We start from the raw sequence: 22,156 nt of genomic DNA on the forward strand, positions 1-22,156 counted from the left end.
ACCTTTACAACATGTCGAACAGTCAGAAGAACGAGCCACCGGGAGCCCCTGCTCGCACGACCCAGCTCACCGACCCTCACGCTCTGCGCGCCTACGCCCATCCCACCCGCATGCGCCTCGTCGGCCTGCTCCGTACCGAAGGCCCCTTCACCGCGACCCGCGCGGCCGAGCTCACTGGCGAATCCGTCGCCAGTTGCTCGTACCACCTGCGGATGCTCGCAAAGTACGGGCTGGTCGAGGTCGCGCCGGGAGGCCAAGGCCGCGAGAAACCCTGGCGGGCCACTGCACGCTTCACTCAGTGGCCCAACTACTCCGAGGACCCTGCCGTCGCAGAGGCCAGCAGGGCACTGGAAACTGCGGTCGCCGAACGCTACTTCGAGCTGATCACCCGCGCCATCGAAGAGCGCCACGATCTACCGCGCGAGTGGCAGGAAGCCGAGCACATCGGCGACCAAGTGCTCTACCTGACGGCAGAGGAGCTCGCCGACCTCGGCGAAAGACTCGACCGTCTACTGCGCCCCTACGAGGACCGGCAGGGCGACCCGGCCGCCCGCCCCCAGGGCGTACGGCTCGTCCAGATCGTCCGGGCCGCCTTTCCCTTGCCGCAACGGCCCGCAGGCAACGAGGAGACTTCCATCGCTCCGGACAGCACGGGCGGCCCGCGATGACGGCCTCGGGCCGCTTATCCGCGAAGGTCCCCGACCTCCTGCGCAAGCGCTCCTTCCGCCGTTACTGGACCGGCCAGAGCATCTCCCTGGTCGGCGACCAGATATCCCAGATCGCCCTCCCTCTCGTCGCCGTCCTCGCCCTCCACGCCGACGCCGCCCAGATGGGCTGGCTCGCCACGGCCCAGCTCATGCCCGCCCTGCTGCTCTCGCTTCCCGCGGGCGCCTGGGCCGACAGCAGAGCGCACCGCCGCCGCGTCATGATCGCCACGGACCTGGCGCGGGCCATGCTCATCGCGTCGGTTCCCATCGCGTACGCCCTGGACGCACTCACCTTCACGCAGCTCTACGCGGTCGCCTTGGGGATCGGCGCGCTGACCGTCCTCTTCGATGTCTGCAACACCATCCTGTTCGTCTCGCTCATCCCCGCCGAGCGCTATATCGAGGGCAACTCCCTCGTCAACGGAAGCCGGGCCATGTCCTTCGTCGCGGGCCCCAGCGCCGGCGGTCTCCTCGTCCAGTTGCTCACCGCGCCGCTCGCGCTCCTCGCTGACGCGGCGACCTATCTGGCCTCCGCCTACTGTCTGGCCCGTATAACCCCCGTCGAACCGTCGGCCGTGCCACCCGCGAAAGGGCACTTCACCGCGGGCCTGCGGTGGATTTTCCGCTCGCGCGTCATGCGGGCCACGTTCGCCGGATCCGCCACGGTTCAGTTCTTCAATTTCATTTTTCACACGCTCTTCGTGCTCTACGCCACCACCGAACTCGGCCTCAGCGCAGGCGTGCTGGGGTCGGTCCTCGGAGTCGGCGCGATCGGCGGGCTGGTCGGTGCCGCCCTCACTGGCCGTCTCGTGCGCCGCGTCGGCATCGGACCCGCCGTCGTCATCGGCTTCGTGGCCTTCCCAGTCCCGCTGCTGCTCGTACCCCTCGCGGACGGGCCGGACGCGCTCGTCCTCAGCCTCCTCTTCCTCGCCGAATTTGGTTCGTGCGTGGGCGCGATGATCGTCGACATCTCGCTGGGCTCACTTCAAACGGCGCTCACCCCCCACGCCCTGCGCGCCCGCGTCAACGGGGCCTACCGCACCCTCACCCACGGCGTGCGCCCGCTGGGCGCGCTCGCGGGAGGAGCACTCGGCACGGCTGTCGGGCTACGCCCGACACTGTGGATCGCAACGGCCGGGGCCGTGATGTGCCTGGTCTGGGTGCTGCCTTCGCCGGTCCCCCGTATCCGCGAGTTGCCCGACACTCCGCCGGAACCAGCACCCGGCGCACCGTCGGCATCAGCGTCCGCATCCTCGCCCTCGTCCGGTTAGCCTCGCGTCAGAGGACCAAGTTCCTCGCGACTGAACGGGATCACCGGCCATGCCGACTCGACGTAGGCGGTCGCATCCGATGTACGACGCAGATACCTCTGGAGAGAGGCAGCCTGCTCGGCCGCCGCACGGGCTTGAAGATCATGCAGATCCGCGAGAGGCAGCGATCCTATGGACGAGTACTTCTCACCCAGTCTGCGTGCCGTCCGAGCGGCAGCCGCTGCGTCCGCTGCCGCGTTATGCGCATCATCCAGCGGCACCCCGTAGTGGGCACAGAGTGCCTGAAGATTGCGCCGCCCCTTCCGATACTGGTCTGCGTGCTTGTCCAGCACCAAGGGATCGATGACCGGAGAAGGCATCGCTTCCAACCGCTCTGTGAGCGGAGTGACGTTGTGCCGTCGGCATTCACGGTCCAGAAGGGAGAGGTCGTACCGCGCGTTCATGACCACCAACGCCGTCCCAGAGCTGAGAACTTCCGTAATGGCCTGCGTGATCTCTGTGATTACGGAAGCAGTCGGGGCTCCATGCGTGCGGGCATGCTCAGTCGTGATGCCGTGAATCGCTATGGCTTGCGCAGGAATCAGAATTCCCGGGTCGACCAGCCACGTCCGCTCCTCCGCTGGGTTCCCGTCCGGATCCAGCCTGACGAGTGCTCCGGTGACGATGCGGTCGGTCTCAATGTCGGTGCCCGTGGTCTCCAGATCGAAGGCCACCATCGAATCGCTGGTCCAGCTCATCACAGCACTCCGAGGGGGCAGCTGGGCGCCAGCGCGCGGTCGACCGGTTCAAGGCGCAGCAGATCCCTGGCACGCCCTGCGAGACGAGACACTTGAGACGCGTGTGGAGTGCGTGGATAAAACGCCGCGTTGTACGCCACCACCGGGGCGCCGGCGCGCCAGTGGGCCACCAGCACCTCGGCGACCTCCTCGACCACCTCACGCGCGGACCGGCCCTCCGCCGCCGCCCGCTCATTGGTGATCCCGTGCACCGCCACGGCGCCGTCGGGAATGGGCACTTGGGGATCGGCCAGCCACTCGCGCCGCCCTATCGGCTCCCCGTCCCTCACCTCGACCACGGCCGCCGTCACGATCCGTGACGTCCGCGGATCGGTGCCCGTCGTCTCCAGATCGAATCCGATCAGCAGCCCCCGATGCCAGCCCATGACCGCCCCTCCCTTTGTCGTACTTCCCCCAGGTGTGCACCACCTTCCCACGCACCACTGACAACGACGGGTGAGGCCAGGTCCACGCCGGACGGACGAGGGGGACGTCAGAGGCTCAGGAACGGTCACCGAGGCCGGCGACGACGGCGCTCAGGCGCCCCATGCCGTGGGCCACACCGAGCCCGTCCCTATAGTCGCGAACGTGCACGATCCGGCCCTCGCGAATCCGCATCACCAGAAGGCCGGGAATCCTGAAGGAACCCGGTGAGCCACAGCTCTGCGAGCCACGGCAAGTCCTCAGACGTCCGAGGACTCCGTGTTAGAGTCCCGCCGTCCTCGGAAGATCGTTCAGGAAGGCGCGGCGCGGTGGCGGAGACGGCACGGTTGCGGCACGGGCCCGTGGTGCCGCGGGTCGAGAGCGCCTTGCGCGCGATGCTCGCGGAGGGCCGGTGGCGGCCCGGTGAGCGGCTGCCGAATGAGGTGGCGCTCGCCGCCGAACTGGGCGTGGGCCGCTCCTCGGTGCGGGAGGCCGTGCGGCTGCTGGTCCATGACGGGCTGGTGGAGGTGCGCCATGGCTCGGGCACCTACGCCGCGAAGCCCCCGGCCCCCGCCGAGGAGGGCGATCTGCGGCGGCTGCTGCGCCGGGCCCGGCTGCGGGAGGTGTACGAGGTGCGCCGTGCTCTCGAAGTAGAGGCCGCCCGGCTGGCCGCCGGGCGCCTGCGCCCCGAGGACATCGGGCGGCTGCGGGACCATCTCGCACTGCGCGAGGAGCGGACCGGAGGCGAACCGGCCGCCTTCGTGGACGCTGATCTGGCCTTCCACCGGGCCGTGGTGGAGCTGTCCGGGAACGCCGTGCTGCTCGGCCTGTTCACCTCCGTCCTGCCGGTGCTGCGCGCGGCCCTGGTGGAGATGGTCAGCTACGAGACGGCACTGCCCGATGTGTCATGCGCCCACGCCGAGCTGCTGGACGGGCTGGCGCGCGGGGACGCCGACACCGCGATCGCGGCCACGGTCTCCCATCTCGAGGCCGTCATGGAACTCTTCGACAGCGAAAAGGAGGTGGCGGCCCCGTGACCGCCCCGGCCGTCCCCGTACTCAGGCTGCGCGATGTGGATGTGGTGCGCGACGGCACCCCGCTGCTGCGCTCGATCTCGCTCACCGTCCACCAGGGGGAGCACTGGGCGCTGCTCGGCTCCAACGGCGCGGGCAAGTCCACCCTGCTCAGCCTCGCGGGCGCACTGGTGCACCCGACGCACGGCACGGTGGAGGTCCTCGGCCGCACGCTGGGGCGGGTGGATCTGCGGGAGCTGCGGTCGTTCGTGGGCCATGTCGACCCCCGGCATCCGCTGCGCTCCCCGCTGCGGGTGCGGGACGTGGTGCTCACCGGGCTGACCAACACCGTGGAGCCGGTCCCCCGCCGCCACTCCACCCCCGAGCAGCGCGACCGCGCCGACCGGCTGCTCACCACCCTCGGCATGGGCGGGAAGCTGGACGCGCGCTGGCCGACCCTGTCGCAGGGCCAGCGCGGCCGGGTGCTGATCGCCCGGGCGCTGATGCCCCTCCCCCGGCTGCTGCTGCTCGACGAACCGGCCACCGGCCTGGACCTGGCCGCCCGGGAGCAGCTGCTGGAGAGCCTGGACACCCTGCGCCGGGAACACCCCGAACTGGCCACCGTCCTGGTGACCCACCACCTGGAGGAGCTGCCCGCCAGCACCACCCACGCGATGCTGCTGCGGGAGGGCGAGTGCCTGAGCTCGGGGGAGGTCGACGCGGTCCTGACCACCGACGCCATCAGCAAGTGCTTCGACCACCCGGTGCACATCAGCCGCACCGACGGCCGCTGGGCCGCCCGGGCGCTGCGGCCGCCGTACCAGGGCGCGGGGCAGCCGGTTCAGTAACAACGGGCAGCCGGTTCTTCAGGGCAACGGGCCGTCCGGTCAGGACACCGGCCGGGAGTCCGCCCAGACGCTTTCGAACTCCTCGCGGTAGGTGCCGAAGAGCCCGCCCTCGCCCTCTTGGCCCGCGCCCTCGCGGACGACGTCGCTGCCCCGCCCGCCGCCGCGCAGCACCAGGACCGGGGCCTCCATGCCCCGGGCCTTGCGCAGATACGGCTGGACGACCGCGAGGCCGTCCGCGCCGTCGCCGTTGACCAGGTAGGCGGTGAAGCGGGGGGTCTCGTCGAAGACATGGATCTCGAACGCGTCCGGGTCCCGCAGCCGGGCGCGCACCCGCCGCATATGGAGGATGTTCATCTCCACCGAGCGGCTCATCTCGCCCTTCTTCAGGCCCAGTTCGCGCTCCCGCCGCCGTACCGCGCTGCTCGCCGGGTTGAGGAAGAGCAGCCGGGCCCGGCAGCCGGATTCGGCCAGCCGGACCAGCCGGCGGCCCGAGTAGTTCTGGACCAGGAGGTTGAGCCCGATGCCGACGGCGTCGAGTCGGCGGGCGTTGCCGAAGAGGTCCTCGGCGGGGAGCTGGCGCTGCAGCCGCACCCGGTCGGGATGGACGCCCACGACATCGGCGTAGCGGTCGCCCACGAGGTCCTCGACGGCGTCGATGGGCAGCCGGTCGGCGGAGGGGGAGCCGGTGCCGCTGCCGAGGATCTCCAGCAGCCGGGCGGAGGCGCGCTCGGCCTGGGCGAGGACCGTCACGGACAGGGCGCGGTTGCGGGAGACCACATTGCGGGCGACCTCCAGCTCGTCCAGGGCCAGCTCCACCTCGCGGCGGTCGTCGAGGTACGGCTCGAAGCACGGCCAGTGCTGGACGAGGAGCTCCCGCAGCTGCGGCAGGGTCAGGAAGCTGACGACATTGTCGTCGGCGGGGTCGAGCAGATAGCCCTTGCGCCGGCTCACCTCCCGGACCGCGACCGCCCGCTGCACCCACTCCTGCCCGGCGGGGCCGGCGGCGGCGATGACCCAGTCCTCGCCGTGGACCGGTTCGTAGATGGGCCGCAGTACGGCGTTGACGACCGCGCGCAGCCGCTGTTCCACGAGGTTGAGCCAGATATAGGCCCGCCCGGCCCGGCGTGCGCGTGTGCGCACCTCGCTCCAGGCGTCGGCACCCCAGTCCAGTTCCGCTCCGATCTCCATCGGCCGCACCAGGGACACTGCGCCGGGAGGTGCGTCGGTGGAGCCGTCACCCCCGGGACCTCCGTCACCGGGGGGCAGCTCCAGCCCGCCCGAGCTCACCTGTGCACCGCCTTCCGCCCCCGTCCAACGATCACCGCAGACTACTGCGCTGGCGGGGGCGGTGCGACACTCAGGTCCTGCCTATCAAGTCAACGTTCTTCTTCTGTATGGCCGTTGTGTCCGGACAGTGCAGGAGGCGTGAGGGGATTCATAGCGGTGACGTCGCGCGGGGAGAGCTGGAAGCCCTGCCAGTGCAGCGGCATGGGCTCCTGGTCCTCATCCCGGGCGATGTGATGGAACCCGATGTTGACCCATACGATCGGGTGTTTGAGGGTCTGGCCATTGACCCACTTGTCGACGCTCTTGCCCGCCCCGGCGCCGCAGTTGCGCAGATTGTTGCTGGCGAACTGCTCACACTTGTTGTACTCGGTGAAGTAGACGTCGCGTTTAGTGAAACTACGGCCCTGGTACTTGGTGGTGTGGCCGGGGACGATCTCGTAGCTGCGCGGATGGCCGTCCTTGTTCTTGCCCGCCGCGCTGACCACGCGCCACCACCGCGCCGGCGCCGCGTCGCCCGCCAGTTCCTTGGTGACCTTGGTCCGGGTGGTCTTGGTCTTCGGGATCTGCCCCGAGGTCGCGGTGGTCTTGGAGTCGTACTGCTCGACCTTGCTCTTGGGCGAGCCGTCGAGCCCGAAGTTCAGCCGCCAGAAGACGTTGTGGGCATGGCTGGTGGCGTAGTCCTTGGCGCCCTTGCCGATGGGCCAGCCGCGGCCGTCGCCCGCGTCGTAGTCCATCGGGGAGAGCGTGCCGGTGGCGCCGACCTGCATGGTCATGGTGCCGTCACCGGCGAACCGCCACTCGGTGATGTACTCGTACCAGCCGACCTGGTTGACGGTGTAGAGCAGCAGGTCCTTGCCCTGCAGCTGGTACACCTTGTTCTCCTCGCCGCCTCCGAAGCCGCCCGTACCCATGCGGTAGGCATGGCCGCGGGCCCGGGTGGTGGCGCACAGGCCCTTCACATTCGGATGCTCGGGGTCCCAGGCGTCGGGCACCCGCACGGTCTTGATGGTGCCGCCGGGGCATTCGGCCGGGTCGAGCTGCTGCAGCCCCTGGGCGAAGTCCTGCCCGGTGAGGTCGTCGTACTCATTGCTGCCGTCGTCGTACGGCACATGGATCTGGCCCAGCTTGGCCGAGGTCAGCACCTTGATCGGGGCGCTTTCGCCCTTGGGCTGGTACGAGACGTCGTCGAGCACCAGCCCGGCCTTGCTCTCGTAGTGCCAGCACATCCGCCAGGTGGTGCCGCCGTCCAGCTTCTGCTCGATTCTGTACGGGGTGCTGCAATCCGCCGCGGCCGGGCTCTGCGGGGCCGCCTGGGCGGTGCCGACCGGCCCGGCGGCGACCGCCACGGTGCCGAGCAGCGCCGAGGCGCCGATGGCCGCCGCGACCCGGGCACGGGCGCGGCGGAGCCTGCTTTCAGGCATGGGGAGACTCCTGTGATGAAGGTGAGGCGTAGGGGTGTGCGCTGCGCCGGTGCCTGGCACCCAGCTCAGCTCAGCTTGGCGACCTTGCGGGCGCTCAGGTCGATCACCATCTGCCGGGTGTCGATCCAGGGGCCGTTCACCACTCGGGTGAACAGCCGTACGCAGCGGTGCGCGCCGCAGTCCTCGACCGAGGCCGGACCGGGGTTGCCCTCGCCCGCGCGGTAGACGAAGCCGGTGACGGTCAGCTGGTCCGGGCGGGTCAGCGCCTTGCCGGTGGCGTCCTTGAAGTCCTTCTTCAGCCCCTCGCCCAGCTTGTCGGCCATCAGCAGTCGCGCGGCCTCCATCACCTCGTCGCGGTTGGGCGGCGGCTGGACCCCGTGCTGGGTGTCGGTGCCGGTCACCTTGCCGCTGCCGAGGTCGACCGTCTTGGTGACGTAGGTGTCGTCCTTGTAGTCGTAGTACGTCACCTCGGCGCGGCGCGGCGCGTCGGCGGCCCCCACCTCGTCGGGGCCGAGCTCCGCGAGGTCGGTGGAGAGCCGCTCGGGGCCCTTGGCGCCCTTGACGTCCTCGCTGCTCAGCCGGAAGCCGCCGCCGCCCGTGAGGGTCTGGGCGCGCTTCATCTCATCGTCGGTCAGCGGGTCGCGGCCGGTGCCGGTACGGCCCTGCTCGGGCGCGTCCTCCACCACACCGGGCAGCTGCCGGGCCGCCTGGCCCTGCTCCGCCGCCGAGCCCTGGGGTCCCCCACCCGAGCCCTCTTTGCCGGAGGCGCTCCCCGGGAGCGTCACCCCGATCATGACCGCCGTGGCGGTGGCGGCCACAGCCGCGCCGGCCACCACCTTGCCCAGGTGGCGGTGCATCATCTTGCGCACATCCTCCCCCAATCCCCCCTGTCATCACATCGGACCGCATACCGGGATACGCGTACGCGGAGGTCACCCGGTAGGACGAACCGATATGGCCGTAGGTTGCCTCCCTTTTGAGGAAGTTCTGTTGAAAGGGCGGATGGGTCCGGCCAGTTGGGAAAGGATGCAGGGTCGGTCAGGTTCCGTCCGGTGCCTGGGGTGTTCGCGGCCCCCGGAGAAGAAGTGGAAGAGTCGACGTATGCAGGTCTGGCCGGGGCAGGCTTACCCCCTTGGCGCCACGTACGACGGCGCCGGAACCAACTTCGCGGTGTTCTCCGAGGCCGCTGTCCGCATCGAGCTGTGCCTCCTGCACGACGACGGCTCGGAGACGGCGGTCGAGCTGCGGGAGTCCGACGCGTTCGTCCGGCACGCCTATCTGCCGGGGATCATGCCGGGGCAGCGCTACGGCTTCCGGGCCCACGGCCCGTACGAGCCGGAATCCGGCCACCGCTGCAATTCCGCCAAGCTGCTGCTGGATCCGTACGCCAAGGCGATCAGCGGGCGGATCGGCTGGGGCGAGGAAGTCTACGGCTACCACTTCGGGCGGCCCGACAAGCGCAATGACCTCGATTCCGCCCCGCACACCATGGCGTCGGTCGTGGTCAATCCGTACTTCGACTGGGGGGACGACCGCCCGCCGCGCATCGACTACCACCGCACGGTCATCTACGAGGCGCATGTCAAGGGGCTGACCATGCGCCATCCCCGGCTGCCGGAGGAGCTGCGCGGGACCTACGCGGCGCTCGCCCATCCGGCGATCATCGAACATCTGACGGAGCTGGGCGTCACCACGCTGGAACTGATGCCCGTACACCAGTTCGTCCACGACCACCGGCTGGCCGACGCGGGTCTTGCCAACTACTGGGGCTACAACACCATCGGCTTCTTCGCCCCGCACAACGCCTACGCCTCCTGGGGCGACCGGGGCCAGCAGGTGCTGGAGTTCAAATCGGCCGTCCGGGCGCTGCACCAGGCGGGCATCGAGGTCATCCTGGACGTGGTCTACAACCACACGGCCGAGGGCAACCACCTGGGCCCCACGCTCTCCTTCCGGGGCCTGGACAACGCCTCGTACTACCGGCTGACCGAGGACCGCCGGTACTACATGGACACCACCGGCACCGGGAACTCCCTGCTGATGCGCTCCCCGCACGTACTGCAGCTGATCATGGACTCGCTGCGCTACTGGGTGACCGAGATGCATGTGGACGGCTTCCGCTTCGATCTGGCGGCGACGCTGGCCCGGCAGTTCCACGAGGTGGACCGGCTGTCGTCGTTCTTCGACCTGGTCCAGCAGGATCCGGTGGTGAGCCAGGTGAAGCTGATCGCCGAGCCCTGGGACGTCGGCGAGGGCGGCTATCAGGTCGGCAACTTCCCGCCCCTGTGGACCGAATGGAACGGCAAGTTCCGGGACACCGTGCGGGATCTGTGGCGCGGTGAGCCGAGGACGCTGGCCGAATTCGCCTCCCGGCTGACCGGCTCCTCCGACCTCTACCAGGGCGACGGGCGGCGCCCGCTGGCCTCGGTCAACTTCGTCACCTGCCATGACGGCTTCACCCTGCGCGATCTGGTGAGCTACGACGAGAAGCACAACGAGGCCAACGGCGAGTCCAACCAGGACGGCGAGAGCTACAACCGGTCCTGGAACTGCGGGGTCGAGGGCGAGACCGACGATCCGGCGGTGCGGACGCTGCGCGAGCGCCAGATGCGCAACTTCGTCGCGACCCTGATGCTCTCCCAGGGCGTGCCGATGCTCAGCCACGGCGATGAGTTCGGGCGCACCCAGGGCGGCAACAACAACGCGTACTGCCAGGACAACGAGGTGTCCTGGGTGCGGTGGCCGGATCACGTCAAGGGGAAGGACGGCGAGTGGGAGGACCGCTCGGCGCTGGAGCTGCTGCGCTTCACCCGCTCGCTGGTGTGGCTGCGCCGCGACCATCCGGTCTTCCGGCGCCGCCGCTTCTTCCACGGACGGCCGGTGGAGGGCACCCATGACGAGCTGTCGGACATCGCCTGGTTCACCCATGAGGGCGAGGAGATGATCCCGCGCGACTGGCAGGCGGCACACGCCAAGTCCCTCGCGGTCTTCCTCAACGGCAGCGCGATCTCCGAACCGGGGGTGCGCGGTGAGCGGATCACCGATGACTCGTTTCTGCTGCTGTTCAACGCGCACCATGAGCCGCTGGACTTCGTCGTGCCCATCGACCACGGCAAGCAGTGGCAGGTCATCGTGGACACGGCGGTGCCGGAGGGCGTGGAGCCGGGCAGCGGGGCGAAGGTGGCGGCGGGCGATGTGCTGACCCTGGTAGACCGCAGCCTGATGGTGCTGCAGCGGCCCGCTTAGGCCGGGAGTCTGCTCAGGTCCGGGCTCGGCCGCGTAGCGGCCTCCGGGCCCCGCCTCATGGTCGCAGCTCCAGGCCCCCAGAAGCTGATCGCAAGAGTTCTGCGCCCCCTTTTCAGCTCCGGCCGGAAGGGGGCGCTTACAGGACGCCTCACCCCAGGAGTGGAAACAGATCGCGGCGGCCAGCCCCGCCTTCATGGCGAGCGAGGTGCCGCCGCTGGAGGTACCGCACTGGCTGCTCCGCCCGGCCAGAATGATCAAAGCGACGTTCGAGGCGCCGGCTGAAGCACTCGGCTGGTACATGGGCCAGGTGGAAGAGTTAGCCCCTTCGTTCATGTCGGAGTTCGACAGGGAACTCGAACGTCAGGCAGCGTGGTCCGCGGCAGCGGATGACCGGCTCAGATGGGGCGGCGATGTGGTCGGCGGGTGGTATCTGCGAGGTACGGGCTTCGCCTCGGTCCAGGTGGTCGCATGCAGCCCCAACCGCATCCGCCCGACGATCCCGTGCCCGATGCGCTGACGACCGCATCAAGCCCAGCCCGTATGTCGCCCCCGTGGCGGTGCGGGCGGGGCCTTCCTATCGGATTACAGGGCCGCCAGGCGATGAGGAGAGCCCATGGAGAGCAGCGCGTTCCCCTGGTTGAGCAAGCTCTCGGACGAGCGGGCGTACGAGTTCCTCGGCGAGATCATCGAGGCGGCCCACACGGCCGGGACGCACACCGCTTTCCTCTGGACACTGGACCAGCTCATCTCCTCCTGGGCGGTCACGGCCGAGGCCGTCGGCGTCGTGCGGGATGCCTTGGAGGAAGCCGACCCGCCGTAGCACCTGCCAAATGAAGCGGCCCCGGGCCGCCTCAGACGACCGGGGCCTTCATGCGGAGAACGCGCGGCCCACCGCCTCGCAGCCGTGTCGCCGCGCTACCTCAATCGCCGAAATCGCCGTCAATATCGCCGCGCTCATCCAGCCACTGCCGCCTCCACTCGCCCCTCTCGACGTCAAAGTAGAAGTCGTCCTCGGTCAAGTGCTCCTCTTCGCCGTCGGCGTCCGGGCGGGTGTAACGGACGACGCCATTCCGCTGCCAGCGGTACGACCAGTCGATCTCACTGGTGATCTCCCGGACGCTGTCGGGCGGCAACACCTCTCGCGCCCCACGGATCGCCGCCTCGACGGCGACCTCGTACGCTTCATGCGCCCGCTTGTAGCGGACCGTCGACCCTTCGGTGGTGAGGTCGAAGTCGATGGTGATCTTCAGATGCTTCGGTACAGGTTTCTGCGCCATGGCCCCTCCCCTTGAGAACATGCAAGAGCGCCAGTATCGGTCCGATAGGGGATCACCCACCGCGGAACGGGCCGAAAACTCTCAAGTAGATACGTTTTGAGTGAACCCGTGGTGGGCGACCTTGAGGACGTCGATCTCGGGAAGGGCCGGGTGTCTCGTCAGCAGGGCCTGCTGGGCGGGGGGTTCGAGGTCGCCCAGGAGGAGCAGGGTCAGGCCCGCCGTGCGGACGAGGAGGGTGACGCTTGCGTCGTTCGGGCCCTCGGTCGCGGTCGGGGCGGGTGACCGGGCGGGCCAGAGGACCTGCCAGGCCAGCGGGCCGAAGCGTCGTCGCTCCCCTGGCTGCGCCGGGATGACCGGGATATGCGCCGACCGGGCCGTGCGGCGTACGGACTTAGCCTGGCCGGGTGGTTCTTCCAGGGCGGTCGTCTCGATCGCGCCGACCGCGCGGCCGCGTAACGCACCGGTCAGCCCGGCCACATGGTCGGCGTGGAAGTGGGTCAGGATCAGGAGCGGGATCCGGACGATGCCCAGGGAGCGCAGGCAGCGGTCGACGGCTCGTGGCTCGGGGCCGGTGTCCACGACGACGGCCGTGCCGGGGCCCGCGGCCAGGACCAGGGCGTCGCCCTGGCCCACATCGCACGCCACCATCCGCCAACCGGGCGGTGGCCAGCCGGTGATGACCCGGGCCAGGGGTGCCGGGCGTACCACGGCCAGCAGCACCAGCAGCGCGCATACGGCACACAGCAGGCGGTGGCGCAGCAGTCGGCGGCCCGCGAGGACCACGGCCAGGGAGACGGCGGCCAGCAGGAGCGCGCCGGTCCAGCCGTCCGGCCAGTCCGCCTCGGCCCCGGGCAGTGCCGCGCCGGTGCGGGCCACCTGGGCGATCCACTCGGCGGGCCAGCCCGCCGACCAGGCGATCCACTGGGCGAGCGGCGGTGCGACGGCGGCTGCGGCGGCCGGACGATCCAGATCAACGACCTGCTGCCCCTCGTGGAGAAGCTGCTGTTCAAGGGGCTGGAGGAGGTTGAGGCGGCGGCCGAGAAGGACGTCAACGACCCCCGGCCGGCTCTGGAGACCAAGCTCGCCCGCTGGGAGAAGCGGAAGGGGGAGCTGGAGGACGAACTCCTGGACGGCGACCGTTCCGCCCGGGAGACAAGCTCAACATCCGGATGGCCGACACCCGTAGAGAACTCGCCCAGTACAGCGTCAAGGCCAACCTCTCCGAGGTCAGCTCGGCCCAGCTCCGCAAGGAGTGGGTGGACTATTCGATCGCCCGGAAGCAGTCGTCATCTGTCCGGCTGTTCCTCTTGAATCCGATGGTGACGGCAGAAAGAGGAGCCGGGAAAGGCGAGGCTCCGGCACGAAGCTGCTGCGCATTGAGACGACAGGCGCAGGTCACTGTCCGGCTCGACGACCGGGGTGAGGTTGATCCGCATCGTATGAGCGGCACAGTGCCCCGCGTTCTTCTTGCCGTTAGCCTCCACAACCCAGAACTTCGCGCCAGCTCCGCCCTCCGTGGACTCCTCCATCTCCATGGCCAGTTCGACCTCCACACTGTCGTAGCGGAAGTTCAGGCCGTCTCTGACCGGGATGGTCGTCATCGCCTCGTGTAGCTCCTCGTAGAGAAGTCGAAGTGCGTCTGAGACGTTGACCTGCGCCATGGAGGCTCCATTCGGAAGTTGCGTTGTTGATCACGCTGGGGAGGCCGCAAGAGGGGTCAGGTCGATGCCTTCCGCCAGGGCGCCTGGGGATCAGCCAGCGTGTCGAGGATCAGCTCGCACCAGGTCACGGCAGCGTTGACCGTGAGGCGGGCGTGACGGACACCGAGCCCCGACGGAGCGCTTGCCTGGCCATGGCCGCTACCGAAGCCCTGGTTGCGCAGCTCCGCCACGCCCACGGCGATGTTCACGGCCCCGGACAGAATCTTTTTGATGGCCTTACTGCCGTCCGGCCCTTCCGGGGCGGAGGCCGCATCAAGCTTCAACTCCTTGTGTACCGTGCTGATCAGCGACGGGAGCGCAGCGTTCTTGTCGACCTCGATGCTCAGCTCCCGGAGTGCCGTCTTCGCCGTGGCCTCGATGAGCTGCTTGGCCGCCCCGATGGTGCCGTGGGGGTCGGTGGTCAGGTCCCGCCGGATGCGCTCCAGCTCGATCGTGATGCCGGAGGCGTCGCTCAGGGTGCTGAGGTCACGGACCAGCACGGGCGGGTTGGACCACGAGATGCGCCCCTCCTTGTCGAGCGCGAACCCGTCGCGCTCCAGACGGACTCGGATGTCGTCCAGCCACTTCGGGGTGCCCTGGTCGTTCGGGTCCCGGTACGCACGGATGAAGTCCTCAAAGACCACAGGAGGGCCCGCCGGACCTGATTCGGATCGGACCAGTCCACACCCTCCGCGTAGAGCATGAACTCGGTCCGCCGCTGACCCGGGTCCTGGTACTTCAGCTCATCTGGCGGGATGGGCGCGAACCCGTGGTCCTCCCACAGCTCGGCCACGATCCGAACCGTCAGGTCCGTGGCCAGAGAGCGGAAGGCGTTGCGGGTCGCGGGGCTCACCAGCTCCCGCCGTGCGGTGACGGTCATGGTCTGAAGATACGAGCAGACCCTGACACGGTCACGGCCTTTTCCGACAAAAAGTCCTGGCGGACCACTGGCGATGGGGACACGGCTAGGGTGCGCGCATGACCGCTTCCTCCCGTATGCCGATGCGCGACTACCTCAATGAAATGAAGTATGCGGTCGAGCACATCTTGCCGACCCTCTGGCACGAACAGTCCAAGCTGCGCGAACTCGAAGAGCAGGTCAAAGCCGTCGCCGTTCGCGCCATGGCCGAGTACCACCGGGCGAGTTCGATCATGCTCAACGCGGAGGACCCGGACGACGTCATGATGGGCGTCGGCGCACACTGGGACAGCTACTGGGGGCCTGACAAGGATCGGCATTACCTGTCTCAGGAATCCGCCCCGGTGAAGATCGTGGTCGGGGCCGCGTCGAAGACCGCCAGGTGGCCCAGCGAGAAGCCGTCCAGGTCCGTGGAGAAGCCGTCGGTGGGAGAGATAAGGGAGGTGATGTGCCCGGTGCCAACAGTGTCGGCCTTCGGGCCGGGCGAGGGGGCTTTTGTCGTTCCCGGATTCAGTGCAGGGCCTCGATGGCCTTCAGGACCAGCGCCCGCGCCTCGGCCCCGTACACGGCCATGTTGCGCAGCCGCTCGAACACCTTCAGGTACAAGGCGATCTCGGAGGGCTGGGTGATGTTGACCTCCGCCGAGACGAACTCCACCGATACGAGGGTGTCGTCATACACGTGGAACGTCTCGACCGGCCACTGCCGCCGCTCACGTGTGGCCTTGGGGATGATGCCCAGCGACACCTGGGGCAGGGCGCCAGCGCTGAGCAGATGGCCAAGCTGTGCCGCCATCGCGTCCCCGTCCCCTAGCTGGGCGTATAGGACTGCCTCCTCGATGAGCATCACGAACCGGTGGCCTCGCTCATGGATGATGCGGGATCGCTCAACGCGGGCGGCTGCGGCCTCGGCGCCATCATTGAACGGGATGCCGCGAAAGTCTGCGATGTTGCTCAGCAGTGCTGCCGCGTACCCCTCGGTCTGCAACAGCCCCGGGACCATCGTCGAGGAGTAGATGCGGAACAGCTCGGTGTTGTGGAAGAGCTGCACCGCGCTGTCCTGTAGCTGCTTCATCCCTCGACGGACCTGGTGCCGCCATTCCGTGTACATCGACTCGGCGTGCAGGGATTGGACGATGAGGTCTTCCGCCTGATCGGTCGCCGCGCAGGCACTAGTCCACGCGCGGATGTCCTTCGCTGACGGGCCGGTCTGGGCGTTCTCGATGCGGGAGGTTTTGGAGTGGTGCCAGGCGCACCGGTTGGCCAGCTCGACGACCGTCAGCCCGGCGCTCTTGCGGAGGTCGCGAAGCCGCCGCGCGACGACTTCGCGCGCAGCTTGGGCCGAAGAGGACGGGGAGATGGGCATGAGCTGGCCTGTCCGGTGCGCGCTGTCAGTGGATGTTGTACTGCTCGTGCGGGGTGGCGCGTGTCCACACCGTTTCGAATGCTTCGGCGCACAGCTTGGCTGCGGCCGGGTCGTCGGTGATCTCCTCGCCGGTCCACGATCCGTCACCGGCGAAGTGGTTCCAGTGGACCCACCGGTCGTCGAACAGCCAGAAGTCGTTGCCCGGCAAGGCGATGTCGGAGGCCCGGCGTCGGGGCAGCCACCGCACCTGTTCGCCAGCCGCGACGTTCGTGAACGTGCCGTCGTACAGGAAACGGGTGTACTCGCTGACCGGCTCGGACACGATACGGGCCCGGCGCACCACGACGCTGCGGCCTACAGTCTCCTGGATCAAGTCGAGCCACGGACGCCACCAGGACTCGCGGTCCGCCGGGTCGTGGCGGAACCCGTTCCTCCATGCGGCGAACGGGCCCTCTTCGTAGTCGACGGCGTAGGCGTCCCGCATCTCCAGGTGCACGGCAGAGCGCGTGCAATTGGCGATCAGCTCATCGAATGTCGGTGCGCTCGACGGCATCACACGCCTCCCTGATCATGTGCACCATCCTGGCGGGGATACGGACCACGGCCTCGTTGTCCGGGATGCCCTTCGCATGGCCCGGCAACTCGAACGCGGCGCATTGTGCTTCAAGCTCGGGGCCCGGCTTCCAACCCTGGAAGACAAGTTCCTGTTTCTCCTGGTCGACCCACACCGTGGGACTCTGTTTGTCCCCGGTGTTGGGGTCAATGCCGATGAACAGTAGCGACGACATGACCGCCTCCGTCAATGAGTTGTGCAGTTGTGTGCAACACCGTCAGCCGTCGTGAGTAGGCCGTCAAGAGGGGGCGCTGCATCCCACCCGTCCGAGTAGGCCCGGTGCACAAATCTGCACATCACTAGAGGGGCCATACGCGCGTTCCTAGCGTCGTGGGTTACGACGAGACCCCGGCGAGGCGGTGGAACCTCCCGGGGCGCAGTCAACGCCTCAAGGAGCGCCAACATGGCCACTTCTCCCACCCAAGCCCTCCCGTGGACACCGCCGAACACCGAGGACATCGAGGCGTTACCGGTGGGCAAATGGTGGGACGCCATCTCCACGCCCACCCCTGTTGCCGACCGCGCCCTGGAACTGCTCGGCGACCGGTCCGGCGCCGTCATCCAGGACGACACCTACGGCAAGACGTACTGGCTGATCGCCGTCGACACTTCCACCGCCCGCAGTTGGCGCATGCGCCAGGTCCGCATCCTCACCGAACTCGCCGACGAGGGCACCCTCCTCGGCGTACCGCCCGCCTCCTGGGGGCCCGAGCACCGGACATACTGGCGGATCCCGCTCGGTCCGGACCGGTACCTGACCGACACCGATCACCTGCTCCGCGCCCTGAGCCGGGCCCTCCGCGACGTCCTCGGCCCGGAACCGGACGGCCGCCAGCTCTGCTACTACTGCGATCTCCCCACCGACGAGCCGGTCATCGTGGACGTCCAGCACAGCGCCAGCGGCGCGGGCCGCACCGTCTACGCCTGCCCGCCGCACGCCGGGACCTACGAGCGTGACGCGGTCACCGAGGCCGCCGCCAGGCGCCGCGCCCTCGAACGGGGCAGGACCCGATGACGGCCACCGAGCAGACCGCCGAGGACATCGAGGACCCGTTCGCCGACGAGGCGTGGCGTACGGCCATCGAGCACGCCGCGGGCTGCCTCGCCTGCCGGACACCCGGCGGGAGCTGTGAGACCGGCGAGCAACTGCTGCACGCCTACGAGGAGGCCACACGGAAGGCCCACTCAGAGGGGGCCACATGAGGCACCGCCGACACTCCACCGCCGTGCAGACCGGGCTGCTCGCCTTCCGCGCCACCCGGCGCGTCCTGCTGCTCTGCGTGCTTCCCGCGCTGCTGGTGCTCGCGGTCTGGCTCTGCTTCGCGAGCCCCCCCATAAGCCGGGTGGGCTGCTGGTGTTCCGGGCCCCCGTACCGGACGACGGCGTCAGCGGCCCGCCCTCCAAGCCCCCTGTCGGTCGAATCAGCCGGGCACGGCCACCGACAAGGCAGGGGATGAGGGGACTCCGGTCCCGGCTGCACCGCCGGGCCGGAGTCCCGTCCAACAAGGCTCACCCCGGCTTCCCGCTTGCAGGCCAGTGGCCGGGACGAGCACCGCGCCATCGCGCGGGGACACCCCTGCGCGTGAACTCAGGAGGCCCTATGCGATTACAGCATGTCGTCGCCCGTCAGGACCCGGAAGACGGCGACACCATGCCCGACACGGACGCCCCGTCACCGAGCGGTGGGGGCGACTCGGACGACGGCCGCCAGTACGCGAGGTAACCCGCGTCAAGCGCCATAGCAGCCCGCCCCCTGGCCCGGTTCCCGCCCGACCAGGGGGCGGGCCACTCCCACCACCAGGAGGTACCTCCGATGACCGCTCCGCCCCCGCCCATGCCAGCCCACTGGCACTGCTACCGCTGGACCGGAGAGCGCCGCACCTACGACGACGAGTCCGCCCGACGGCCGCCGCACCTCGTCGTACATGACATCCCGGCCCAGGAGTGGAAACAGATCGCGGCGGCCAGCCTCGCCTTCATGGCGAGCGACGTGCCCCCGCTGGAGGTACCGCACTGGCTGCTCCGCCCGGCCAGAATGATCAAGGCCACCTTCGAGGCACCCGACAAAGCCTCCGCCTGGTACAGAGACCAGGTCAGCGAGTTAAGCCCGTCATTCCTAACTGACCACGACAGGGACTCGTTTCGGCAGGGAGAGTGGTTCGCAGCCGCGGATGACCGACTCCGCTGGGGCGTGGATGTAATCGGCGGATGGTACCTGCGAGGTACGGGTTTCGCCTCGGTCCAGGTGGTCGCATGCAGCCCCAACCGCATCCGCCCGACGATCCCGTGCCCGATGCGCTGACGCGTTCCTACCCCGCCAGGTGCAAGAGGAAAGCCCGTGTAGCGCAACTCGTTCCCCTGGTTGAGCAAGCTCTCGGACGAGCAGGTTCCTGTTGATGCCCTCGTCCGGGATCTCGTTCTCGGGATGCCTGATCGGATCCGGGTCCCGGTGCCGGTACTCACCCCGAAGGGTCATCGAAACCCTCAAGTAGATGTCCTTTTTGTGGTGGGGCGCGCCGGGTGGGTACGTACGTTCCTATGACGGCTGACCCCGGCACACCCACCGCCACCTATCGCCTCCAGCTCCAGCCCGCCTTCCCCTTCGCGGCGGCGGAGCGAGCGGTGCCGTATCTGGCCTCGCTCGGCGTCTCCCATCTGCATCTGTCGCCCGTACTGGAGGCGGTGCCCGGCTCCACCCACGGCTATGACGTGGTGGACCACTCCACCGTCCGGGCCGAGCTGGGCGGCGAGGAGGGGCTGCGTGCCCTCGCCCGTACGGCGCGGGCGCACGGCCTCGGGCTGATCGTCGACATCGTCCCGAACCATATGGCCGCCCCCGCCCCCGAACGGCTCAACGCCCCGCTGTGGGAGGTGCTGCGGGACGGGCCGGAGTCGGCGTACGCGCGGTGGTTCGACATCGACTGGCAGGCCCAGGGCGGCAAGGTGCTGCTGCCTGTGCTCGGCGGTCCGCTCGGCGAGGAGTGGGACCGGCTGCGGGTCGAGGACGGGGCGCTGCGCTACTACGACCACGCCTTCCCGCTGCGGCCCGGCACCGAGGGGCTGCCGCTCGCCGAGCTGCTGGACGCACAGTGGTACCGGCTCGGCTGGTGGCGGCTGGCCCGCACCGAGCTCAACTACCGGCGGTTCTTCACCATTTCCGAGCTGATCGCGGTGCGGGTGGAGGACCCCGAGGTGTTCGCCGCGACCCATGCCGCGCTGCTGGAGCTGGTGCGGGACGGGGTCGTGGACGGGCTGCGGATCGACCATCCGGACGGGCTCGCCGGCCCGGAGGGGTATCTGCGGCGGCTGGACCGTGCGGTGCGGGCGGCGGCGGGAGACGGGGTGCGCGGTCCGGGCGGGGAAGGCGAGGACGGCGGGGGCGGGCGGCGGGCCGCGCCGGACGTCGGGGGCGGCCAGTCGACCGCGCCGGAAGGCGGTGGCGCCCGCTGGACCGTCGTGGAGAAGATCCTCGCCCGGGACGAGCGCCTGCCCGCCGCCTGGCCGGTCGCCGGGACCACCGGCTATGACGCGTTGCACCACATCGACGGGCTCTTCGTGGACCCGGACGGACTGGAGAAGCTGACCGCCCTCTACCGCGCCTTCGCCGCTCCCCCGGCCGACCTGGGCGGCGACTGGGCCGCCACGGTCCGCCGCGCCGCCCATGAGGTGGTCACGCATGAGCTGGCCGCCGAGGTGGAGCGGCTGACGCGCAGCGCATCGCGCATCTGCGCGGCCGATCCCCGGCTGCGCGACCACGCGCCCTGGGCGCTGCGCACGGCGATCCGGGAGCTGCTGGTGCGGCTGCCGGTTTACCGTCCGTACGCCTCCGTGGGCGGCCCGCCCGCGACGGACGCCGACGCGGTGATGCTGCGCTCGGCGGCGGCGGACGCCCGGGAGGCGTTCACGGTGGCGCAGGAGGCCCAGGTGGTGCGGGTGGTGCGGGACGCGGCGCTGGGCGGGCTCGGGGACGGCCCGGACCACCGCGACTTCTGCGCCCGCTTCGCTCAGACTGCGGCCGCGCTGCGCGCCAAGTCGGTCGAGGACACCGCCTTCTACCGTTACGCCCCGCTGCTGTCGGCCGCCGAGGTGGGCGGCGATCCGGGGCGGCCGGCCGTGGCCCCCGAGGAGTTCCACGCCTTCTCGGCCCGGCGCCTGAGGGACTGGCCCGCCACGGGCACGGTGCTCTCCACGCATGACACCAAGCGCAGCGCGGACGCCCGGGCCCGGCTCGCGGCGCTCACCGAAGGCCCGGGCTGGTGGGGGCGGACGGTGGAGGAGCTGACCCGCTCAGCCACCGCCCCCGCCCCCGATCCCCATCTGGCCTGGACGGCCTGGCAGACCGCGCTCGCGCTGGGCCCCGGAGGCCACGGGGACGCCGAACGGCTGGTCCCGGCCGTGCTCAAGGCGGTGCGCGAGGCGGGGCTGCGGACGACGTGGACGGAGCAGAACGCGGCGTACGAGGCGGAGGTGACCGCCTTCCTGGAAGCCGGGCCCTGCGCGGCCGACCCGTCGGTGTGGGCCGCGATCGACGCCGAACTCGACGGTCCGGCGCGGGCCAACGCGCTCGGCGCCGCCCTGCTCCACCTCACCATGCCGGGCGTCCCCGACCTCTATATGGGCACCGAGCGCGTCTATACGGCCCTCGTCGACCCGGACAACCGCCGCCCGCCCGAGCTGGGCGGCGAACCGGCGGACGGCCCGTCGGCCGAAAAGCTGCTGCTCACCCGGGCGGCACTGAACCTGCGACGAGAGCATCCGGGGTGGTTCGGCCCCGGGAGTACGTATACGCCCCTGCTCGCCTCCGGTCCGTCCGCCGAGCACTGCGTGGCCTTCTTACGGACGGACGGCACGGACAGCACAGACGGCACAGACGGCACAGACGGCACGGACGACGGCGCCGTCACCGTGGTCACCCGGCTGTCGCGGCGGCTGGCGGAGGCGGGCGGCTGGAGCGCCACCCGGCTGCCGCTGCCACCGGGCCGGTGGCGGGACCTGCTGACCGGGCGGACCGCCGAGGGCCCGGCGGCGCTGGATGAGCTGTTGTCCCGGCTTCCGGTGGCGCTGCTGATCCGGAACTGACGGGCCCACCGGAACGGCCCAACCGGGCCCACCGGCGCGGCCCGTCCAGCCTTGCCTGACGGCCAGAAAGCCTGCGGCCACCTGGATCTGGCGTTGTCTCCCCCGCGTTCACGCCGGGGAGAAATCGCTCTCGTGGTCGCGACGCGGAGCGTCGCCACATCGGCTCTGTGGGGCGCGGAGCGCCCACACGGCTGCCCGGCGAAGCCGGGGA

22 protein-coding genes and 2 pseudogenes are annotated in these 22,156 nt (G+C 69.7%); 12 read left to right on the forward strand and 12 right to left on the reverse strand.

Annotated elements, in window-relative coordinates:
* Window positions 1-11 precede the first annotated feature (11 nt).
* Entirely contained in the window at window positions 12-668 is a 657-nt protein-coding gene (locus tag ACFYOY_RS23005) for a helix-turn-helix domain-containing protein (RefSeq protein WP_388589175.1), read from the forward strand.
* On the forward strand, window positions 665-1,978 hold the full coding sequence (locus ACFYOY_RS23010; RefSeq protein ID WP_388589177.1) for an MFS transporter: 1,314 nt from the start codon (window positions 665-667) through the stop codon (window positions 1,976-1,978). Before ACFYOY_RS23005 ends, ACFYOY_RS23010 begins: the two co-directional genes overlap by 4 nt.
* Here ACFYOY_RS23010 and ACFYOY_RS23015 read toward each other — a convergent pair.
* Together ACFYOY_RS23015 and ACFYOY_RS23020 are read right to left on the reverse strand one after the other, a co-directional pair.
* A complete protein-coding gene (locus ACFYOY_RS23015; RefSeq protein ID WP_388589179.1) occupies window positions 1,975-2,715 on the reverse strand; it encodes an exonuclease domain-containing protein in 741 nt (246 codons plus the stop codon). The two genes, ACFYOY_RS23010 and ACFYOY_RS23015, sit on opposite strands and share 4 nt — an antisense overlap.
* Before the next feature lie 119 nt (window positions 2,716-2,834).
* Window positions 2,835-3,140 (reverse strand): annotated as a pseudogene (locus ACFYOY_RS23020) (exonuclease domain-containing protein); the annotation flags it as partial.
* A 366-nt stretch (window positions 3,141-3,506) separates the two neighbouring features.
* Between ACFYOY_RS23020 and ACFYOY_RS23025 the strand changes: the two are divergent.
* Window positions 3,507-4,214: an FCD domain-containing protein gene (locus ACFYOY_RS23025; RefSeq protein WP_351878883.1), complete on the forward strand. Its 708-nt coding sequence runs from the start codon at window positions 3,507-3,509 to the stop codon at window positions 4,212-4,214.
* On the forward strand, window positions 4,211-5,038 hold the full coding sequence (locus tag ACFYOY_RS23030; protein WP_351878886.1) for an ATP-binding cassette domain-containing protein: 828 nt from the start codon (window positions 4,211-4,213) through the stop codon (window positions 5,036-5,038). Before ACFYOY_RS23025 ends, ACFYOY_RS23030 begins: the two co-directional genes overlap by 4 nt.
* Window positions 5,039-5,077: 39 nt before the next feature.
* On the opposite strand, the gene ACFYOY_RS23035 is transcribed toward ACFYOY_RS23030, so the two are convergent.
* From ACFYOY_RS23035 to ACFYOY_RS23045, 3 genes are all read right to left on the reverse strand, one after another.
* Entirely contained in the window at window positions 5,078-6,325 is a 1,248-nt protein-coding gene (locus tag ACFYOY_RS23035) for an SAV2148 family HEPN domain-containing protein (protein WP_351878889.1), read from the reverse strand.
* Window positions 6,326-6,414: 89 nt separating this feature from the next.
* The gene (locus ACFYOY_RS23040) at window positions 6,415-7,746 is read right to left on the reverse strand and encodes a copper amine oxidase (protein ID WP_351878892.1); all 1,332 of its coding nucleotides are present in this window, start codon (window positions 7,744-7,746) and stop codon (window positions 6,415-6,417) included.
* Window positions 7,747-7,811: 65 nt separating this feature from the next.
* Complete coding sequence (locus tag ACFYOY_RS23045) at window positions 7,812-8,606, reverse strand: Tat pathway signal sequence domain protein (RefSeq protein ID WP_388589183.1); 795 nt, start codon at window positions 8,604-8,606, stop codon at window positions 7,812-7,814.
* A gap of 241 nt (window positions 8,607-8,847) precedes the next feature.
* On the opposite strand from ACFYOY_RS23045, the gene glgX reads away from it, so the two are divergent.
* The 3 genes from glgX (at window position 8,848) to ACFYOY_RS23060 (ending at window position 11,812) form a co-directional block, all read left to right on the forward strand.
* On the forward strand, window positions 8,848-10,992 hold the full coding sequence (gene glgX / locus ACFYOY_RS23050) for a glycogen debranching protein GlgX (RefSeq protein WP_388589186.1): 2,145 nt from the start codon (window positions 8,848-8,850) through the stop codon (window positions 10,990-10,992).
* Between the two features lie 193 nt (window positions 10,993-11,185).
* Window positions 11,186-11,509 carry a hypothetical protein gene (locus tag ACFYOY_RS23055; RefSeq protein WP_351878902.1) on the forward strand — a complete coding sequence of 108 codons (324 nt, stop codon included), beginning with the start codon at window positions 11,186-11,188 and terminating at the stop codon, window positions 11,507-11,509.
* A gap of 96 nt (window positions 11,510-11,605) precedes the next feature.
* Complete coding sequence (locus ACFYOY_RS23060; protein ID WP_351878905.1) at window positions 11,606-11,812, forward strand: hypothetical protein; 207 nt, start codon at window positions 11,606-11,608, stop codon at window positions 11,810-11,812.
* 100 nt (window positions 11,813-11,912) lie between these two features.
* Here ACFYOY_RS23060 and ACFYOY_RS23065 read toward each other — a convergent pair whose 3' ends face one another.
* From ACFYOY_RS23065 to ACFYOY_RS23095, 7 genes and pseudogenes are all read right to left on the reverse strand, one after another.
* Window positions 11,913-12,269 carry a hypothetical protein gene (locus ACFYOY_RS23065; protein ID WP_351878908.1) on the reverse strand — a complete coding sequence of 119 codons (357 nt, stop codon included), beginning with the start codon at window positions 12,267-12,269 and terminating at the stop codon, window positions 11,913-11,915.
* 105 nt (window positions 12,270-12,374) lie between these two features.
* Window positions 12,375-13,223, reverse strand: a pseudogene (locus tag ACFYOY_RS23070) (ComEC/Rec2 family competence protein); the annotation flags it as partial.
* Window positions 13,224-13,555: 332 nt separating this feature from the next.
* Entirely contained in the window at window positions 13,556-13,930 is a 375-nt protein-coding gene (locus ACFYOY_RS23075; protein ID WP_388589190.1) for a trypco2 family protein, read from the reverse strand.
* A gap of 56 nt (window positions 13,931-13,986) precedes the next feature.
* A complete protein-coding gene (locus tag ACFYOY_RS23080) occupies window positions 13,987-14,613 on the reverse strand; it encodes an abortive infection family protein (protein ID WP_351878914.1) in 627 nt (208 codons plus the stop codon).
* Window positions 14,614-15,398: 785 nt separating this feature from the next.
* Window positions 15,399-16,253: a helix-turn-helix transcriptional regulator gene (locus tag ACFYOY_RS23085; protein ID WP_351878917.1), complete on the reverse strand. Its 855-nt coding sequence runs from the start codon at window positions 16,251-16,253 to the stop codon at window positions 15,399-15,401.
* A 25-nt stretch (window positions 16,254-16,278) separates the two neighbouring features.
* The gene (locus tag ACFYOY_RS23090; RefSeq protein WP_351878920.1) at window positions 16,279-16,806 is read right to left on the reverse strand and encodes a DUF6879 family protein; all 528 of its coding nucleotides are present in this window, start codon (window positions 16,804-16,806) and stop codon (window positions 16,279-16,281) included.
* The gene (locus ACFYOY_RS23095) at window positions 16,778-17,041 is read right to left on the reverse strand and encodes a hypothetical protein (protein WP_351878923.1); all 264 of its coding nucleotides are present in this window, start codon (window positions 17,039-17,041) and stop codon (window positions 16,778-16,780) included. Before ACFYOY_RS23095 ends, ACFYOY_RS23090 begins: the two co-directional genes overlap by 29 nt.
* Before the next feature lie 228 nt (window positions 17,042-17,269).
* Here ACFYOY_RS23095 and ACFYOY_RS23100 point away from each other — a divergent pair, with 228 nt between their 5' ends.
* The 5 genes from ACFYOY_RS23100 (at window position 17,270) to treY (ending at window position 21,945) form a co-directional block, all read left to right on the forward strand.
* Window positions 17,270-17,881, forward strand: coding sequence for a hypothetical protein (locus tag ACFYOY_RS23100; RefSeq protein ID WP_351878926.1), 612 nt, complete (start codon window positions 17,270-17,272; stop codon window positions 17,879-17,881).
* Window positions 17,878-18,069 (forward strand): hypothetical protein, encoded by a 192-nt coding sequence (locus ACFYOY_RS23105; protein WP_351878929.1) that lies wholly within the window; start codon window positions 17,878-17,880, stop codon window positions 18,067-18,069. Before ACFYOY_RS23100 ends, ACFYOY_RS23105 begins: the two co-directional genes overlap by 4 nt.
* Window positions 18,070-18,466: 397 nt before the next feature.
* Complete coding sequence (locus ACFYOY_RS23110) at window positions 18,467-18,589, forward strand: hypothetical protein (protein ID WP_351878934.1); 123 nt, start codon at window positions 18,467-18,469, stop codon at window positions 18,587-18,589.
* A gap of 90 nt (window positions 18,590-18,679) precedes the next feature.
* A complete protein-coding gene (locus tag ACFYOY_RS23115; protein ID WP_351878937.1) occupies window positions 18,680-19,168 on the forward strand; it encodes a hypothetical protein in 489 nt (162 codons plus the stop codon).
* A gap of 236 nt (window positions 19,169-19,404) precedes the next feature.
* Complete coding sequence (gene treY / locus ACFYOY_RS23120; RefSeq protein ID WP_351878940.1) at window positions 19,405-21,945, forward strand: malto-oligosyltrehalose synthase; 2,541 nt, start codon at window positions 19,405-19,407, stop codon at window positions 21,943-21,945.
* Window positions 21,946-22,156: the final 211 nt, after the last annotated feature.

This window comes from Streptomyces sp. NPDC007875 (assembly GCF_042868035.1).
GTDB classification, from domain to species: domain Bacteria; phylum Actinomycetota; class Actinomycetes; order Streptomycetales; family Streptomycetaceae; genus Streptomyces; species Streptomyces antimycoticus.

Excerpts from the sequence above, each read along its gene's own strand:
- ACFYOY_RS23055 (WP_351878902.1), top strand. The coding sequence starts at position 11,186 with ATGGCGAGCGAGGTGCCGCCGCTGGAGGTACCGCACTGGCTGCTCCGC.
- treY (WP_351878940.1), top strand. The coding sequence starts at position 19,405 with ATGACGGCTGACCCCGGCACACCCACCGCCACCTATCGCCTCCAGCTC.
- ACFYOY_RS23095 (WP_351878923.1), bottom strand. The coding sequence starts at position 17,041 with ATGTCGTCGCTACTGTTCATCGGCATTGACCCCAACACCGGGGACAAA.
- ACFYOY_RS23105 (WP_351878929.1), top strand. The coding sequence starts at position 17,878 with ATGACGGCCACCGAGCAGACCGCCGAGGACATCGAGGACCCGTTCGCC.
- ACFYOY_RS23085 (WP_351878917.1), bottom strand. The coding sequence starts at position 16,253 with ATGCCCATCTCCCCGTCCTCTTCGGCCCAAGCTGCGCGCGAAGTCGTC.
- glgX (WP_388589186.1), top strand. The coding sequence starts at position 8,848 with ATGCAGGTCTGGCCGGGGCAGGCTTACCCCCTTGGCGCCACGTACGAC.
- ACFYOY_RS23110 (WP_351878934.1), top strand. The coding sequence starts at position 18,467 with ATGCGATTACAGCATGTCGTCGCCCGTCAGGACCCGGAAGACGGCGAC.
- ACFYOY_RS23045 (WP_388589183.1), bottom strand. The coding sequence starts at position 8,606 with ATGATGCACCGCCACCTGGGCAAGGTGGTGGCCGGCGCGGCTGTGGCC.
- ACFYOY_RS23100 (WP_351878926.1), top strand. The coding sequence starts at position 17,270 with ATGGCCACTTCTCCCACCCAAGCCCTCCCGTGGACACCGCCGAACACC.
- ACFYOY_RS23075 (WP_388589190.1), bottom strand. The coding sequence starts at position 13,930 with ATGGCGCAGGTCAACGTCTCAGACGCACTTCGACTTCTCTACGAGGAG.
- ACFYOY_RS23040 (WP_351878892.1), bottom strand. The coding sequence starts at position 7,746 with ATGCCTGAAAGCAGGCTCCGCCGCGCCCGTGCCCGGGTCGCGGCGGCC.
- ACFYOY_RS23060 (WP_351878905.1), top strand. The coding sequence starts at position 11,606 with ATGGAGAGCAGCGCGTTCCCCTGGTTGAGCAAGCTCTCGGACGAGCGG.
- ACFYOY_RS23065 (WP_351878908.1), bottom strand. The coding sequence starts at position 12,269 with ATGGCGCAGAAACCTGTACCGAAGCATCTGAAGATCACCATCGACTTC.
- ACFYOY_RS23005 (WP_388589175.1), top strand. The coding sequence starts at position 12 with ATGTCGAACAGTCAGAAGAACGAGCCACCGGGAGCCCCTGCTCGCACG.
- ACFYOY_RS23115 (WP_351878937.1), top strand. The coding sequence starts at position 18,680 with ATGACCGCTCCGCCCCCGCCCATGCCAGCCCACTGGCACTGCTACCGC.
- ACFYOY_RS23010 (WP_388589177.1), top strand. The coding sequence starts at position 665 with ATGACGGCCTCGGGCCGCTTATCCGCGAAGGTCCCCGACCTCCTGCGC.
- ACFYOY_RS23090 (WP_351878920.1), bottom strand. The coding sequence starts at position 16,806 with ATGCCGTCGAGCGCACCGACATTCGATGAGCTGATCGCCAATTGCACG.
- ACFYOY_RS23015 (WP_388589179.1), bottom strand. The coding sequence starts at position 2,715 with ATGAGCTGGACCAGCGATTCGATGGTGGCCTTCGATCTGGAGACCACG.